General features: G+C 53.7%; 12 protein-coding genes. 7 read left to right on the plus strand and 5 right to left on the minus strand.

What is annotated here, in order from left to right; translation table 11 throughout:
* Nucleotides 1-9 precede the first annotated feature (9 nt).
* The 3 genes from kdpA to CO251_RS16065 all read right to left on the minus strand — a co-directional run bounded on the left by kdpA (nt 10) and on the right by CO251_RS16065 (nt 3180).
* Nucleotides 10-1707: a potassium-transporting ATPase subunit KdpA gene (kdpA, locus tag CO251_RS16055; RefSeq protein WP_103376825.1), complete on the minus strand. Its 1698-nt coding sequence runs from the start codon at nt 1705-1707 to the stop codon at nt 10-12.
* Between the two features lie 19 nt (nt 1708-1726).
* Nucleotides 1727-1810 carry a K(+)-transporting ATPase subunit F gene (gene kdpF / locus CO251_RS18130; RefSeq protein ID WP_103376826.1) on the minus strand — a complete coding sequence of 28 codons (84 nt, stop codon included), beginning with the start codon at nt 1808-1810 and terminating at the stop codon, nt 1727-1729.
* Nucleotides 1811-2355: 545 nt separating this feature from the next.
* A complete protein-coding gene (locus CO251_RS16065) occupies nt 2356-3180 on the minus strand; it encodes an alpha/beta fold hydrolase (RefSeq protein WP_103376827.1) in 825 nt (274 codons plus the stop codon).
* Nucleotides 3181-3379: 199 nt separating this feature from the next.
* Here CO251_RS16065 and CO251_RS16070 point away from each other — a divergent pair, with 199 nt between their 5' ends.
* Together CO251_RS16070 and CO251_RS16075 are read left to right on the plus strand one after the other, a co-directional pair.
* The gene (locus CO251_RS16070; protein ID WP_103376828.1) at nt 3380-4414 is read left to right on the plus strand and encodes a hypothetical protein; all 1035 of its coding nucleotides are present in this window, start codon (nt 3380-3382) and stop codon (nt 4412-4414) included.
* Between the two features lie 23 nt (nt 4415-4437).
* Nucleotides 4438-5091 (plus strand): hypothetical protein, encoded by a 654-nt coding sequence (locus tag CO251_RS16075; protein ID WP_103376829.1) that lies wholly within the window; start codon nt 4438-4440, stop codon nt 5089-5091.
* Here the strand turns inward: CO251_RS16075 and CO251_RS16080 are convergent.
* The gene (locus CO251_RS16080) at nt 5088-6059 is read right to left on the minus strand and encodes a pirin family protein (RefSeq protein ID WP_103376830.1); all 972 of its coding nucleotides are present in this window, start codon (nt 6057-6059) and stop codon (nt 5088-5090) included. The genes CO251_RS16075 and CO251_RS16080 overlap by 4 nt on opposite strands.
* Before the next feature lie 350 nt (nt 6060-6409).
* Between CO251_RS16080 and CO251_RS16085 the strand changes: the two genes are divergently transcribed.
* Together CO251_RS16085 and CO251_RS16090 are read left to right on the plus strand one after the other, a co-directional pair.
* Nucleotides 6410-8785: an FAD-binding oxidoreductase gene (locus CO251_RS16085; protein WP_146039120.1), complete on the plus strand. Its 2376-nt coding sequence runs from the start codon at nt 6410-6412 to the stop codon at nt 8783-8785.
* Between the two features lie 106 nt (nt 8786-8891).
* A complete protein-coding gene (locus CO251_RS16090; protein ID WP_103376832.1) occupies nt 8892-9152 on the plus strand; it encodes a hypothetical protein in 261 nt (86 codons plus the stop codon).
* Between the two features lie 38 nt (nt 9153-9190).
* Here CO251_RS16090 and CO251_RS16095 read toward each other — a convergent pair whose 3' ends face one another.
* Complete coding sequence (locus CO251_RS16095) at nt 9191-10147, minus strand: nitronate monooxygenase family protein (protein ID WP_103376833.1); 957 nt, start codon at nt 10145-10147, stop codon at nt 9191-9193.
* 455 nt (nt 10148-10602) lie between these two features.
* On the opposite strand from CO251_RS16095, the gene CO251_RS16100 reads away from it, so the two are divergent.
* From CO251_RS16100 to CO251_RS16110, 3 genes are read left to right on the plus strand one after another with little or no spacing between them, the layout of a single operon-like run.
* Nucleotides 10603-12561, plus strand: coding sequence for a glycoside hydrolase family 15 protein (locus tag CO251_RS16100; RefSeq protein ID WP_103376834.1), 1959 nt, complete (start codon nt 10603-10605; stop codon nt 12559-12561).
* 14 nt (nt 12562-12575) lie between these two features.
* The gene (locus CO251_RS16105; RefSeq protein ID WP_103376835.1) at nt 12576-13031 is read left to right on the plus strand and encodes a hypothetical protein; all 456 of its coding nucleotides are present in this window, start codon (nt 12576-12578) and stop codon (nt 13029-13031) included.
* Nucleotides 13021-15048 (plus strand): ATP-binding cassette domain-containing protein, encoded by a 2028-nt coding sequence (locus tag CO251_RS16110; protein ID WP_173677125.1) that lies wholly within the window; start codon nt 13021-13023, stop codon nt 15046-15048. Before CO251_RS16105 ends, CO251_RS16110 begins: the two co-directional genes overlap by 11 nt.
* The last annotated feature ends 31 nt before the right edge of the window (nt 15049-15079 follow it).

Consider the following 15079-nt stretch of genomic DNA (forward strand, 5'->3'; position numbering starts at 1 on the left):
CCCTGTTCGCTAGGAAAAAACATGGTGGGCCACCAGTAGGTAATGTTCAGCGAGCGGGCCGAGCGCCATTATTGGAAAGAAGGTGAGGGCATTGAGAACAATAATCGCCCCTAACAGAATGCTTGCAAATAACGGGGTATCGGTGTGCATAGTCCCGGATGTTTCCGGAACCGCTTTCTTCTGCCATAACGACTCCGCCACTAACAGCATCAACACCACCGATGCATAGCGTCCAAGAATCATCACAACACCAATCGCAATTTCGTAGAACGGTAGGGATGCGCCCAATCCCCCCAAGGCAGACCCATTGTTTGCCGCCCCCGATGTAAAGGCATAAAGAATTTCAGACAGCCCTTGTGGACCGGGATTGAATACGCCTGCCATTCCTGATGGCGTCGCGACCGCTATCGCTGAGCCCACCAAAATCAGCAAGGGATGGAGCAAGAATGCGATGGCCGTCAGCGAAATTTCTTTTGCTTCAATTTTCTTGCCTAGGAATTCCGGGGTACGGCCCACCATCAGCCCCATTAGAAAAATAGTGAGTAAAACGAACATGAGCATGTTGAGGAGCCCGACTCCTTTACCCCCAAAAACCATGTTGAGAAACATCCCGAGAAATAAGGCTAAACTGGGGATAGGCAAAAAACTGTCATTGGCGGCTGACACGGAACCCGTCGTAAAGGCGTTTGAAGCGGTCTCAAAGATTGAAGTTCCTCCGATGCCTTGTTGTAATTCGGTACCGACATAATTGCCATGGCCGGACAACCCTAGAAGATTGATTACGGGATTTCCTGAAGCTTCGGGAAAATAAATCATCGCCAACATCGCCAAAAACAGGGTACCAGCGACAGCAATCAGGGTCCAGGCGAGACGCCTCTTTCCTGCGAACAAGCCGAACATGTAGAAAAACGCTACCGGGACGAGACCCATGGCAATGCTTTGTAGGACATTGGTCAATGCCGAGGGGTTCTCAAGGGGGTTGGCACTATTGGCGTTCGTAAATCCGCCTCCGTTTTGCCCCAAATGCTCGATCGCTTCCCAGCCGGCAATCGGCCCACGCGGAACAATTTGGGTTTGACCCGTTAAGGTGTGAAGGTGCAGATATGGTCCCAAGGTATCCGGTACACCTGCTGCGACAAAGGCCACCCCAAAAATCAAAGCCAACGGCAGTAACACCCGCGTTAAGAGCAGCGTCAAGTCGACAAAGAAGTTTCCCAATTTGCGGCCGGTAATCCCGCGGATAAAAGCCAGTCCCACGGCACCGCCACTCGCAGGCGTCACAAACTGCAAAAATTCCAACACGGCAAATTGAGAAAAATAGGAGAGGGTATTTTCCCCGCTATAGGCTTGCCAGTTTGTGTTGGTGGTAAAGCTGGCTGAGGTATTGAAGGCGAGTGGGGCATTGAGATTGGGAAAGTGTTGGGGGTTGAAGGGCAACAGTCCTTGAACTCTCAATAAAGTGTAGGCCATCAATGCCCAAAGCATATTCATCAACACAAACGAGACCCCGTATTCTAACGCCGTCATCTCACTATCCCGACTGACATGGATGAGGCGGAAGATCACATTTTCCAACGGTTTAAGCGGTCGATCGAATAACGTGGGTTGAAACGTAAAAACTTTATACATATAGGTCCCTAAAGGTTTTAAGGACAGAAGCAATCCTCCAATGACCACTCCCCATACTACCATCGTGCTGACTGTCACGGTCGTCTTCCTCCCGTCCTTAGAATTTTTCCGGATGGATAATCACGTAGACTAGATACACCATAATCACCATCGAAAGAATCAGCAGCGCCCAATGTCCCATCACACACCGTCTCCCTCATAATTTCCGAAACCAATACATCAGCCCAATGGTTCCGAGATATAACCCCACAAAAAGCAGTCCTAATCCCAGGGTTGCCACGTTTAACCTCCATTTCCTGCCACCGTTTTTCAGACCGTTTATTCGGATACTAAGCTCTTCACGTTGTTCCACGTGCGCTACCCAATATAAGACCGCGCCTCAGGGCTTTCTAGTAAAAAAACCGTAAAAATGCCGTAAAAAATTATTTCCATGCCAAACGGCTGGTCTCCTTAGCATGGAGAGATCAGCCGTGTGCCCGAAGTTTCGATGGGATTCATTGACTTGTACATGTCAGGAATGTCACTGGGTCCGGCCGGTGGCCGGTTTCGAAAGACCGTGGGGTGCCAACCCACAAAGACTATTTGGCTTCTGCAGAATCGGAGATTGGGGAATTTTGCATCTATTGAGGGGTTAAGCGCGGACTCCACTCGGGCGCCTTATCCATATGTGCCGTCGATCAATGCCATCCCAAACCACAGTCCAACAAGGTGAGGTTCTCCTAAGACTTAACGCCAAGGCTTGTCGACTCGCTGGGAGTGGCGTTGCAAAAAATTCTCCATCGCTGCGCTCACCAACTTAGGCTGCTCAATCATGGGGTAGTGTCCGGCATCGGGAATGATGGCAAATTCGGCGTGAGGGATTTTTTTGAGCGGATCGTCTCCTGGCGCTAACATGCGGTCATACTTGCCCCGAATAACTAACGTCGGACACTGAATATGCGGCAATAGCCGTTCGATATCGGTGGTGAGGTTGGTATGAATGGTTTGCTCGAGGACGTGGGGTAAAATGGCGCGGGAAGCTTGATCTTGCAACACCATAGCCCTGTCATCAGGCTTTTGATAGAAGGCCTGCAGCCAAATGCGATTCAGTACCTGCATTCGCTTGGATTCCGGGGTACGATTCAAGAGCTGCTGCACCCGTTCGAGATGATGGCGGGTCCGTCCTGCACTCGAAGGGGCGGCTCCCCCTGGAAACGTATCCATGACAATAAGCGCATCCAGGTAATGACGCAGTTTGGCCGCGACAAATAATGAGCCGGCCCCGCCAAAAGAGTGGCCCACAAGAACCACGGGGGCAATGTTTAATCGCCGAATGAGTCGAATCGTATCCCGCGCATAGTCTTCGATCGCATAACCTGACGGGGGTTTAGCACTTGCGCCAAATCCGCGTACATCCACTAAATATGCGCGGTAATCGTGCCATGAAAGATGGGGCAGCAATGGCGCCCAACTCTCCTTAGACATGAGCCACCCATGAAGAAAGACCATGGGTCGTGGGCCATCTCCTACCACATCGACCGCGAGCGTGATATTTCCTGCCGTTACGAACACGCCATCGCCTCCATTCCTTTTTATTTTACCTATGGACCATCTCTTTGTAATGACTAGTCATGTCAACGCGTCCAAAATTTTGCAAGCATGGACCATGTCGCCATGGAGAATACTGCTTGACACGGCAACAACACTTGGATGTAACCTAAAAGAGATGAGAAGCGTTATGGCTGACAGAGAACTGAGGAGGCAAAAACACATGAACCGCCGTTTCGTCCTTTGGGCTAGCAGTGTCCTATCCGTGCTCTTGTTAGGGGGCTGCGGCCAATTCAGTGCTGTCAGTCCAACACCCCCGAAGCCTGCGTCCCCTCCTGTCTCTCATTCTGTTCACGTTAGCCAGGTATCAGCAGCGCCCTCGTTAGACCCGGTGCAAACGACGAATCAACCCGAGTCGGCCACGGCGCGCCCCGCGCAGCCTACGGTAACACCGATCTCGCACGCCACAGTGACAACGACGGTACCATCACCCACGTCTTTGGATGCGGCAACTGCGTCGCCTTTTAATCCCGTTGTCCAACAGGCACTTGCTGCCATCCAAGGCCATACGGTATTGCCGTTGGCCGGTCCGCGAATTATCCCTACAGCCGCTTATGCTCCGACTATGGGGATGGGATTTCTCACCGCCCAAACCGTCGTCGGACGTAATCATTGGACCGTGCACCTGCGCGACACGACCGAAAACGAGCCCGTCAATAGCCCAGAGATTTCCCAGGTCTTATCCCGTACGCCTTTTGTGGGGTCCTTTGGGATTAGAGAGTTGTCAAGCAATGTTGTCGGCACTAATGCCTTGGATGAAACCACCTTGCGCCAATTCAACCCTTTATGGAACGCCCGCCAAGGAATTATTAATGCGACGGGCAAAGAAACCTTAGTGGTGGGCCCTCCGCATGCGGCCCTGATGGCCACTGCCTATGGGTTCGGTCATACGTTTAATAATGCCAAGTTGATCTGGAATGAAGGGGATTGGACGTTAGAAATTACGGGAGGTAGCCCGCGCTATGAACAAAACATCGCTTATGACTTGGTACGATATCTTCATGCGCATTATCTGCCCCCCTATACAGGGCTCATCATGGTGGACCTCATCCACCCTGCTCCTCTTTTAGCGGACACAGCCGTCACGCATATCGACTGGATCGACGGCCGCTATCTTATGCATATTGACACTCGCATCCCGTCGTATGCTAACCCTGTCGCGGCGGCTACGATGGCGACAACATGGTACTCCTATTAGTGCAGTGTAAGGAGGCATGAGTCGTGGAGCAGCCCCGTGAGACATGGGTGACCTTCGCGCACGCGGCGGACCTGGCGCACTGTTCTTTACAGTTAGTCAACCAACTTGTGACACAAGGCCTCCTGGAAGTGAGAACTGTGCCAAATCCGCATGGAAGCACATATCGCCCCATGCGTCTCATCCAATATGAAGAGCTGGCCCATTGGTTAGCGTCCCACCCCGGTGCCAAGACTTCGCACGTCACGGCGGTGGGGGCCCAAAGCCTCAAGCTTCGGCATGTGGCCAGTCGCCTGCGCCGTCTCGACGATCAGCGCCCATGGATTAGTTTGCTATTGATTTTGCTGCATTGGGAAGAAGATCCAGAGGTGACAGCCAACACCGTCAGCCGGGTCCTGCCTTCTTTATGGGAAGCGACCGCACGAAGTCAACGGCGTTGGTACCCAGCAAAAGACGGTCGCACCGTCATCCACTGCACATTTCCCGGTATTGGCTACGCGCAGTGGATGAGCTCCTGGCAGCCCCCAGATGCCCCCACGCCTATAGATCTACCTCTACAAACCGCCGGCGTGTTTTATGGGCGTTTCGTTGGTCCCAAGGAACCTGCTCGCTATCCCCCTAGCGTTGTGCAGCAAGACCTAAAAAACGCCCTGGTGGCTTTTCAACCGCGATGGTTTTAGTCTCCGAACAATTGCGACGCAGGAATGTGGCCCATGCGCCCGGATTGAAAGTCCTCAATCGCTTGTAATATTTCGGATCGGGTATTCATGACAAACGGCCCGTAGGAAAAGATGGGTTCACGAATGGGCTCTCCCCCAAGCAATAAGAGCTCTAGACGCGGCGTTGGAGCATCTTGCTGCGCATTGGCGCGAATGCGCACCGTATCACCGGGTCCAAAGACAATCCCATCCCCTTCAGCAACGGGTGCGTCATCGGCTCCGACCCGCCCTTGCCCGGCTAAAATGTAGGCCATGGCGTTATACGACGCAGGCCATGTCGTGCGAAACTGGGCATTGGCCGTCACACTGACATGTGCGACCGTAATGGGCGTCCAAGTCACGCCAGGGCCTTGAAAGGAGCCTAACGAGCCGGCAATCAGGCGAATAATCGCGGTTCCATCACTCGATGCTAAGAGCAAAACCTTGTCCGCTGAAATACTTTGATACCGTGGCGGGGTCATTTTCAGGCGTCGGGGCAGGTTTACCCATAGCTGCACCCCATGAAATAAGCCTCCCGTTCGGACCAACTCGTCCGGCGGCATTTCGTCATGCAAAATGCCTGCCCCCGCGGTCATCCACTGGGTATCGCCATTCGTAATCAGCCCCCCTCCCCCGTTCGAATCGCGGTGGCGAAACGCACCATCCATCATGTAGGTCACAGTTTCAAAACCACGGTGAGGATGCCACGGCGCGCCTTTCGCTTCGCCTGGGGCATATTCCACAGCCCCCATATGATCCAGCAACAAAAACGGATCGCTCATGGTCCAAGAAATCGCCTGGCTGGGAAACGGACGACGCACAGGGAACCCCGCCCCTTCCAGCTGGCGCGGCGCATGGCTCACGACCACGACATTTTTATCCCGCAAGGCTGCGTCCGGTTCACGCAGTCGTGGCAACACCATAATATTTTCCGGTTCACGAGCTGGCATAGATACCCCTCCTATTTTGTTGCGTATCAGACGACCACAGAGATTTTTATATTACCACGTTTTTCATTCCGCATTGGCTTGTCCGTTGAGGCGAAAAGTCTTTATCAACTCCCTCTGTAGAATTTTTCTACGTGATAAGATTATTATAAAAAATTCCGAGACACGTCCCACAATGCGGACGACCCTCTTCGGTCATGGACACTGTAATCAGAAAGGAATGACACCCCATTAGCAAGCCCTTAGCCTATTCGCCCCCGCATCCTTTGCCTGTAGTCCTGCCCAGAGCTGATGCTACCCGTCTTGGGGCCTTTCGTCAGGCTTTAAAAGAGACCTTTGGAGCCAATGCTCTTGTGCAAGACGATGAGTTATTAGTCTACTCCTATGATGCCACCAGTGAGCGCCATTGGCCAGACGCCGGTGTCATTGCGAATACGCCAGAGCTTGTGCAACAAGCCGTGGCCCTTTGTGCCACGTACCATGTCCCCCTCATTGCGCGCGGCTCGGGAAGCAATCTTAGCGGCGGCACGCTTCCTATTCTAGGCGGTTTAGTCGTCAGTCTAGCCGGCATGACCCGCATTCTAAGGGTCGACCTGGCTGCCCGGGAGGTAACCGTCGAACCGGGCGTCATTAATGCGACCCTCCAAGCGCATTTAGCCCCCCACGCCTTCTTTTTTCCGCCTGATCCGGCGTCGCACCGCATCTCGAGTCTGGGCGGCAATGTCGCCGAAGGATCTGGCGGTCCCCACTGCGTGAAATACGGGACGACGAGTCATTACGTGCGCGCGCTGAAAGTTATTTTAGCCAATGGACAGATGGCGACCTGTCCCGCTGAGCCTACTCTGATCGATTGGCCTGGCATTCTCACGGGGTCAGAAGGCACCTTGGCTTTGTTCACGGAATTGACCTTGGGCATCTTACCCAAGCCGCCGGCGGTGGGCACGTTATTAGCAGGATTTGATGGTCTGCCCGAAGCGGTAACGGCGGTCTCTGCCATTATTCAGGCCCAATTGCTCCCTTCCACGTTGGAGCTATTAGACAAAGCTACCCTTGACACCGTGCGCCCGTTCATCGATGCAGGATACCCAGATTGTGAAGCGGTGCTCCTGATTGAAGTAGATGGGACCTTAGAAGGTGTTCGCGATCAGCTCAGTCGTCTGCATGAGCTGTTGGGCTTGTTGGGGGCCAGTCCTGTCACCGTAGCCCAAAGCCCTGCTCAGGCTGACGCTTTAATGGCTGCGCGCCGCGCTGCCTATGGCGCCGCCGCGCGACTGAGTCCCCATTTATGGGTGCAAGATGTCACGGTTCCACGCCCACGCCTGGCCGAAATGATGGCGTATGTTTTGACCATTAGCGCCCAAGAACAGATTCCTATTAATACGGTCGCCCATGCCGGCGATGGCAATCTGCACCCCCTGATTCCGTTTAATCCGGACGATGCGGATGAAGTCGCCCGGATGAAGCGCGCAGATGCCGCCATCTTGAAAAAGGCCGCCGAACTCGGCGGCTCCATAACCGGCGAACATGGTGTTGGTATTGATAAATTGCCGTCATTGCCTTTGATGTTTAACGAAGACGAACGAGCTGTCATGGCCGCGGTCCGCTCCGCCTTTGATCCTGATGGGATTTTAAATCCCGGCAAAGCCGTATATCCCGTCATCCCACAAGCTTCAGACCCTGGATCGTTAGCGGTTGAACCGTCGTCTCCCGGTTTATATCGGCCGCAGTCCGAGCCGGAATTAATCGACTTTGTGCGGTCGTGCTACCATAACCATCACTCCATTTATATGGGCACCCACTCGGCTAGAACGGCCAATCTGTCCCTCGAAGGGTTAAACCGCATCTTAGACTTTGACGCGGACAATATGACCATTCGCATTCAAGGCGGTCTAGACGTGTCGGAGATCGAAACATTTCTTCACCACCATGACTTGGATTTTCCGGTCAAGACACTAGGGCCACACCGTTCTTTAGCCGCGCTGTTAAGCGAAGGCTGGCCCAACATGCTGCATATGGGCTATGGCCCTTTGAAAAATTGGGTGTTAGGCGTGAGCGTCATTGACGGCCAAGGACGCCTCTTGCGCTACGGACGGAGTGTGATGAAGAATGTGGCGGGACTGGATATGCCCAAGTTATATTTGGGTTCTTTAGGCCGTTTGGGCCTGATTGTCGATGCCACTCTGCGCTTGGTTCCTTGGGCGACGCGGCCGGTCCACTTGAGCTTTCCTGTGGACATGATGACGTCTGATCAGCTAATGGCCTTGGTCGACGCTCTCAACATGATGGCGCTAGGCCCTCAAGGTCTGTGGATGGCCCAAAATCAAGGGCACATCATGGTGCAAGGACCTGACCTCGATCGCAAGGTGGTAGCCATTCGCCACATACTCAAAGACTTTGGGATTGTTCCCATCGATGCGGACGGCGTCTCGGCCTTAAGCGATATCCGGCGATGGTACACCTCACAAGAGCGCACCCGTCAACAAGAAGGCGGCACGCACTATTTTGGGGTCGGTCGTTTACCAAGTCCTCTCACAGCGCCGCTGTTGTATCATCAACCCGACGGCAGTGGCTGGATCAGCACCGTCAAGCCCGAGCCATTTCAGTTTTTTCGGTCCCTAGATTCTCACGGATGGCAGGTCAATGAGCCGCTAGATAGTGGGCTGACAGCCATTCAAGAACGCCTTGTGCATATGGCGGATCCGCGCAACCTTTTCACGCATCTGTGGTAACGTCTACAGCTTTGTCGGGCCCGGCTCACTTTTTCACCGTTCTCTCATGCCTTGCGTGGTACAATATTTGATGTGAGAGGCAAGCGACTAAAGGAGGGTCACAGCGATGAAGTTCACATTCAACGACGACACAGTTTTTGACTTCGACCGCTTGGATGCAGGAATTCAGGACTTGCTGCATCGCTTTGTTCCGTTCTCCAATTTTTCTCATGACACGCTCGCAAAGTTGGATGATTTTACGCTCCGTTCGATGATGCGGCGTCTCACGGCCCGGCGAGACACCTTAAATGATGCTATCGACATGATTCAAGCCGAACTCACCAAGCGTCAAACCGCGACAACGCCAGAACCCCCCGCGACACTGTAACCTAAAGGGAGTAAAAGAGCGGGCGTGAGCCCGTTTTTTTACTCCCCTACCGTGAAGAGCGTCTGACGTGTTTTCCACCAAGTGCATGCACCCTCCATCAAGTCCCGCACGATATCCGCGGCCCGTTCGCGGTGCGTGACAAACCCTACGCCCATGCCTGCATAGACAGGCATAAGCTCGGGGTCTTTGTTTGTGATGCCTTCTTGCAGTTGAGTGCGCGCTTGATTTGTTAAGGGACGGTTTAGCCACTGGTCCGTGAAGATATTGGGCAGCACACGGCCCGGATAACGGGCAGGCCACGGCACATTAAGGACATTGTCAAACAGGCTGGTCAAGATCGTTGTGGTTGTCCCCGCTTGGCATATGCGGTGAATAACAGACTCAGGTAATAAGGATTCGTAACTGGCCATAAAGCGCGTCCCCACCCAGACACCGTCAGCGCCCCCCATGAGCGCAGCAGCCACCCCTTGCGGGGTGGCAATGCCTCCCGCCGCTAAAAGCGGTACCTCGATTTGCCCGACCAACGCTTGGAGTACAGGCCACAAGGGCGCTCGGCCGGTATGTCCGCCTGCTTCACAGCCTTGTACGACAACAGCGTCAACCCCCTCATCTTGAGCTTTTAGACCCTCGTCCACCGTATTCACCTGTGTGACAATGCGAATCCCGTGTTCATGAATTTTCTTTACATATGGAGCGACAGAGCCAAACGATATGGAGATCACAGAAGGCTGGACTCGAATGACTTGATCTAACAATTCAGGTCGCCGCAACAAATCCCAGGCAATAAGCCCGACCCCAAAAGGAGTTCCGGTAGGCACCGTCTGTGCCTCATGCGCTAACCAATCCCCGTCATTAATCGGCCCTACCGCAATAAAGCCTAGGCCTCCCCCACGGTGCACAGCGGCCGCGAGTTTTCCTCCTGAGACACCAAGCATTGGCGCACAAACAAGGGGATATCGCACCGTCCATTCGTGTGTCAATCGTGTTGCTATCAATTCCCTTGACCCCCTTTACTTTCTCTTCGCTAAGACGATCGCGACTATCTAGGAATATCATACAATGATGGGAGCTGACCAACCGCTCTATCCAAGCGAGCAGCATATTAAAAAAGTATAAGCGTGAGCTTTGGGGACCAAGGTCGGTACGCAAGAAGTCTAACGGAGCCAGCGAGTCCCCCAGCCCTTGAGTTCCAGGTATCTCTTAGACGTTGCCTGCGTTTTTGTGCCTCCGACAGCCCAAGAACGGCATGCCTTGTCTTCGCCGTTCATCAACCAGGCAGGCCACCCATGGTTGCATGCATTTCGCGTAGGAAACTTGCGCAATCTCTCCAACATCGTTATTCTGCGGGATAAAGGGATGAAGGACGGATGCGGCCACCACTTTTCAACTTCCGGGGCACCGCGAACCTCCTCTTAACGATTTGCCCTTACAAAGGACGGGATTACAGACGATGCCACGGCACCTTGTTATTGGCAATGGACATATTGCCATTGGATTTGATGACACAGCACAAATTAGAGATATCTATTACCCTTTTGTGGGAGAACTGAATCATGTGGGCGGTCATCGCTGCGCGATTGGGCTATGGGTGGACGGCCAATTTTCCTGGTTCCGCGATCCGGCGTGGACGTTCGACATCGGCTATCATGAAAAATCATTGGTCACCCGGGTCCTCGCCGAACATCCCGATTTGGAACTGTCCATCACGTCGGAGGATGCCGTTCATCAGCGGTTGAACATCTATCTTAAACGGATGACGATTACCAATACCGCAGATGTGGCCCGGGAAGTGCGTATCTTTTTCAACAACGACCTGATGATTAGTGAAACGGAGGTGGGTGATACCGCCGTCTATGACCCCGAGCGGCACGTCATCTATCATTACAAACGCAATGTGTACTTTTTGTTTAACGGTTCAACCGAAGGCTCGCGGCTTTTTCAATATTCGACCGGAGTGAAACGCTTCAATCATAGCGAGGGGACCTGGCGGGATGCGGAGGATGGCGAATTAATGGAAAATCCCATTGCCCAAGGCTCGGTAGACAGTGTCATCAGCTTTCGTATGTTCCTAAAGCCGCATGAGTCCCAGACGTTGAATTACTGGATGACCATCGGGAGCAATTTGCAAGAAGTGAGTGACCTCGATGACTACGTGAAAGATAGCGGACCGAATCTATTATTAGACCGGGTGACGGTCTACTGGCAGCGCTGGGCCGACAAATCGGCCACCTGGTTTGCTGATTTGCCAGAATCTGTACAAAACCTATTCTACACGAGTCTTCTTATGGTTCGGGCGCATGCGGACGCTAATGGGGCTATTGTCGCGGCATTAGATTCCGACATCTTGCAATACAACCGCGACCATTACAATTACGTATGGCCGCGTGACGGCGCTTTAGCTGCTATGACCATGTCGGAGGCTGGTTATCACGGTATGGTGCGGCCGTTTTTTCGGTTTTGCGCAGAGGCTTTGACAGAACAAGGATATTTGCGCCATAAATACAATCCTGACGGCACTCCCGGCTCTAGCTGGCATCCTTATATCGTCCGCAATGAACGGCGCCTGCCCATTCAAGAAGATGAAACCGGACTCACCTTGATGGCCTTATGGCGCGATTTTACCCACCACCAAGAAATTGAGTTTCCCCAATCTGTCTACGACACCTTAATTCGCCCAGCAGCGGCCTTTCTCGCCCAGTACATTGACAACACATTAAGCTTGCCCAAGCCCAGCTATGATTTGTGGGAAGAACGCTACGGGATCTTTACCTTTACGAGTTGTGCCGTCTATGGCGGGTTGATGGCTGCAGCCAACTTCTTTCACCTCTATGGCAATGACTACTTAAGCGAACGTTACCGGAAAACCGCGGCGGCTATTCACCACGGAATTATGACCAAGCTTTACGATGCCGAACGTGGTATTTTTGTCCGGGGACTCATCCAGGAGAATGGCCGCTGGCACCAAGACAAAACGATTGATAGTAGTGTCTTCGCGCTGTGGGCATTTGAGGTCTTGCCCCCAGATGATGAGCGCGTGGTCCGCACCATGCAAGCCGTTGAAGAGACGCTCACAGTAGCCACCGATGTAGGAGGGATCGGGCGTTATGAAGACGATTCCTATTTTCGCTTTAGCAATGCCGATATCAACCCTTGGTTTATCTCCACCCTGTGGGTAGCCGATTGGAAGATTGCCAAAGCCCAAGCACTCTCCGATCTCGCCCCGGCACGTCAAACGCTGTTATGGGTGGCGGATCATGCCTTGCCCAGCGGGGCATTGCCCGAACAACTGCATCCTCAGACAGGCGAACCCCTCTCGGTTTCGCCGCTCACGTGGTCGCACGCGGCTCTCGCGTCAACGGTGTTGCATTACATTGACCGCTACCGCGTACTCCTCAACCATTCGCTTTGAAAGGACGGATGACGATGACGAATCGGCCGTTTTGGCAGTACTTGCTGGCTGCGCTATTTTTGGGGCTCGTGCAGTTTCTGATTGCCTTAATTGCCCCGTTTCACAATTTGGTGTTTAGTTATCTTCTGGACTTTTTGATTTTAGTGGTCGCCTTTATCGCAGGACAGTATGCCAAAGAGCACCACGGGCATCCTGGTTGGTTTGCGTCAGCAACCGGGGCGATCTACGGATTCTTTACCGGGCTGAGTCCTTTCTTTGTCAAGCTCACGCCGCGTGATGTGAAACGTGAACTGCACAATCATCCGATGTCATCTCAAGCCCTGCACCAATTTGTTACGCTCGCCAATTCCCCCGCGGCGCATCTCACGGACTGGATAGTCTCGGTGCTGATTTACGGTTGTTTGACCCTCCTCGCAGGATCGATTGGCGGCCTCGTACTGAAAAAGGACCGTGATCGCAATGCCATCTGAGCCCATGGCAACTCTTCCGGTCTTGGCCTTGCACCATGTGAGCAAACATTATCAACGCGGCACTGAAGACGTGGTGGCACTTCTTGATGTCTCGTTTGAACTCGCCCCGGGCACCGTAACCGTGATTTTAGGGCCATCGGGCGGCGGGAAATCTACGTTGCTGCATATTTTAGGGGGCATGGACCGTCCATCCGAGGGCCATGTGGACGTGTTTGGCCAAGATATTAGTACGTGGAGCTCTGATCAATTAGCCCAATATCGCCGAGAAACCGTAGGCTTCGTGTTTCAAGCCTTTCACTTAATTGCCAGTATGACCGCATTGGAAAATGTCGAGTTGCCCTTGTTGCTGGCTGGCGTCCCTACGACAGCCCGCCGTGCGCGGGCTTTGGAACTCCTGAAGCGCGTGGGCCTTGAAACCCGTGCCAACCATTACCCCGGTCAATTGTCGGGCGGCCAAGCTCAACGTGTGGCGATAGCCCGTGCCTTAGCCGCCAATCCCCCTTTAATCCTCGCGGATGAGCCCACGGGCAACCTAGATTCAGCGAGTGGCGAAGATATTATTCGGTTGTTGATTGCGTTAGCCCATGAGGATGGCCACAGTGTCGTCATTGTCACTCATAACGAGGAATTTGCCGCCCGCGCCGACAGGGTCCTAAGAATTCGCGACGGGGTATTGCATGGCGACCTTAAACAGGAGGAAACCGCCCCAATGGCCCTGACTGCCGTGACACCGCTTGACACGCCCTTGAGGCATGTGAAATGGCCCGCTCTGTGGCGGATGGCATGGCATTCTCTCGCCCGCCGATTATCTCGGGGCATTTTGACGGGTCTCGGTATCGCCATTGGTGTGGCGGCCATGATTCTGCTCATGGGATTGGGCAGTGGATTGAAATCCCACGTAGTCGGTTCCGTCGTATCATTAGGGCCCTTGACAGCCATTAACGTCTCTCCCCAAAGCCAAACCACGGACAACGGCCTATTTGGGCCCCAAGCCGTTGTGGGACACTCCCAGCCCATTACGTCTCGGACATTGCTCACCTTCGCCCATCTCCCAGGTTCCCGCGGAGCCTATGCGAATATGACCTTTTTGAGCGGAGTAACGTGGCGAAATCGTGCGACGACCACTGCTCTGCTGCCCTTGCCACCCACACCGTTATGGTCCGTCAACGGGATTTTACCCAAAGTCTCAGCCGGTCGCGTGAGTTCGCGTCCCGCTGATATTCTCTTACCCGTTAGCGTTGCCAAAGCGCTGCTAGGTGGCAAACATCCCGACATCCAGCGCCTGATCGGACATAGGGTGCAATTACATCTGGAAACGGTCAGTGGCGGGCTATTTTCGGGCGGGGGTCTTAGCGGACCAGCGCATCCCGTCGGCACTATTTCCATGACTGTTACCGGTTTGGTTAACACGGGTTTGGGCTATGTCCCGTATCCCACCGCACTAGGGTGGATGGGGCAATTTTCCTCAACGGCTTATGTCACCTACCCAGGCGCTACCGTGTTAGCGCATAACCTTTCGGCGGTCAATGGCCTGTCTTCACGCATCACGAAAATGGGCTATAGCACGACCACTCTATCAGACGCTCTGCAATCGATTAACAAGAGCTTTCGTCTCATCGAGCTGGGCCTAGGCGCGGTGGGTGGCATTGCCTTGGTGGTGGCCGGCCTTATGATCGGGGTCGTCATGAGTATGTCGGTTCTCGAGCGACGCCGTGAAATTGGGGTCTTGCGCGCCGTGGGTGCCAGGCGCCGGGACATTTCCCGCTTATTTTTACTCGAAGCCTTAGCCATTGGTCTGATGGGGGCTGTCGCCGGCCTCGCCATCGGATCTGGCGTGGGCCTTCTCATCAACGGATTTGTCTCACATGCCGCGGCTGGCGACACGATTTTTGCATTACCCGTATGGCTCATCATCATGGGTCTTGCGTTTGGCGGTGGGGTTGCTATCATTGCCGGTGCGATTCCTGCCTCCCACGCCGCGTCTTTGAATCCCATCGACGCCCTACGCCAAGAATAGTAAAGCCCAAGACCTACGTAAAGCCTATAAG

The sequence above is a fragment of the Sulfobacillus sp. hq2 genome (genome assembly GCF_002903155.1).
GTDB classification, from domain to species: Bacteria; Bacillota; Sulfobacillia; order Sulfobacillales; family Sulfobacillaceae; genus Sulfobacillus; species Sulfobacillus thermotolerans.

Bases quoted from the DNA above. Each gene is read 5' to 3' on its own strand.
- CO251_RS16070 (WP_103376828.1), top strand. From the start codon at position 3,380: ATGAACCGCCGTTTCGTCCTTTGGGCTAGCAGTGTCCTATCCGTGCTC.
- CO251_RS16090 (WP_103376832.1), top strand. From the start codon at position 8,892: ATGAAGTTCACATTCAACGACGACACAGTTTTTGACTTCGACCGCTTG.
- CO251_RS16100 (WP_103376834.1), top strand. From the start codon at position 10,603: ATGCCACGGCACCTTGTTATTGGCAATGGACATATTGCCATTGGATTT.
- kdpF (WP_103376826.1), bottom strand. From the start codon at position 1,810: ATGGGACATTGGGCGCTGCTGATTCTTTCGATGGTGATTATGGTGTAT.
- CO251_RS16110 (WP_173677125.1), top strand. From the start codon at position 13,021: ATGCCATCTGAGCCCATGGCAACTCTTCCGGTCTTGGCCTTGCACCAT.
- CO251_RS16080 (WP_103376830.1), bottom strand. From the start codon at position 6,059: ATGCCAGCTCGTGAACCGGAAAATATTATGGTGTTGCCACGACTGCGT.
- CO251_RS16105 (WP_103376835.1), top strand. From the start codon at position 12,576: ATGACGAATCGGCCGTTTTGGCAGTACTTGCTGGCTGCGCTATTTTTG.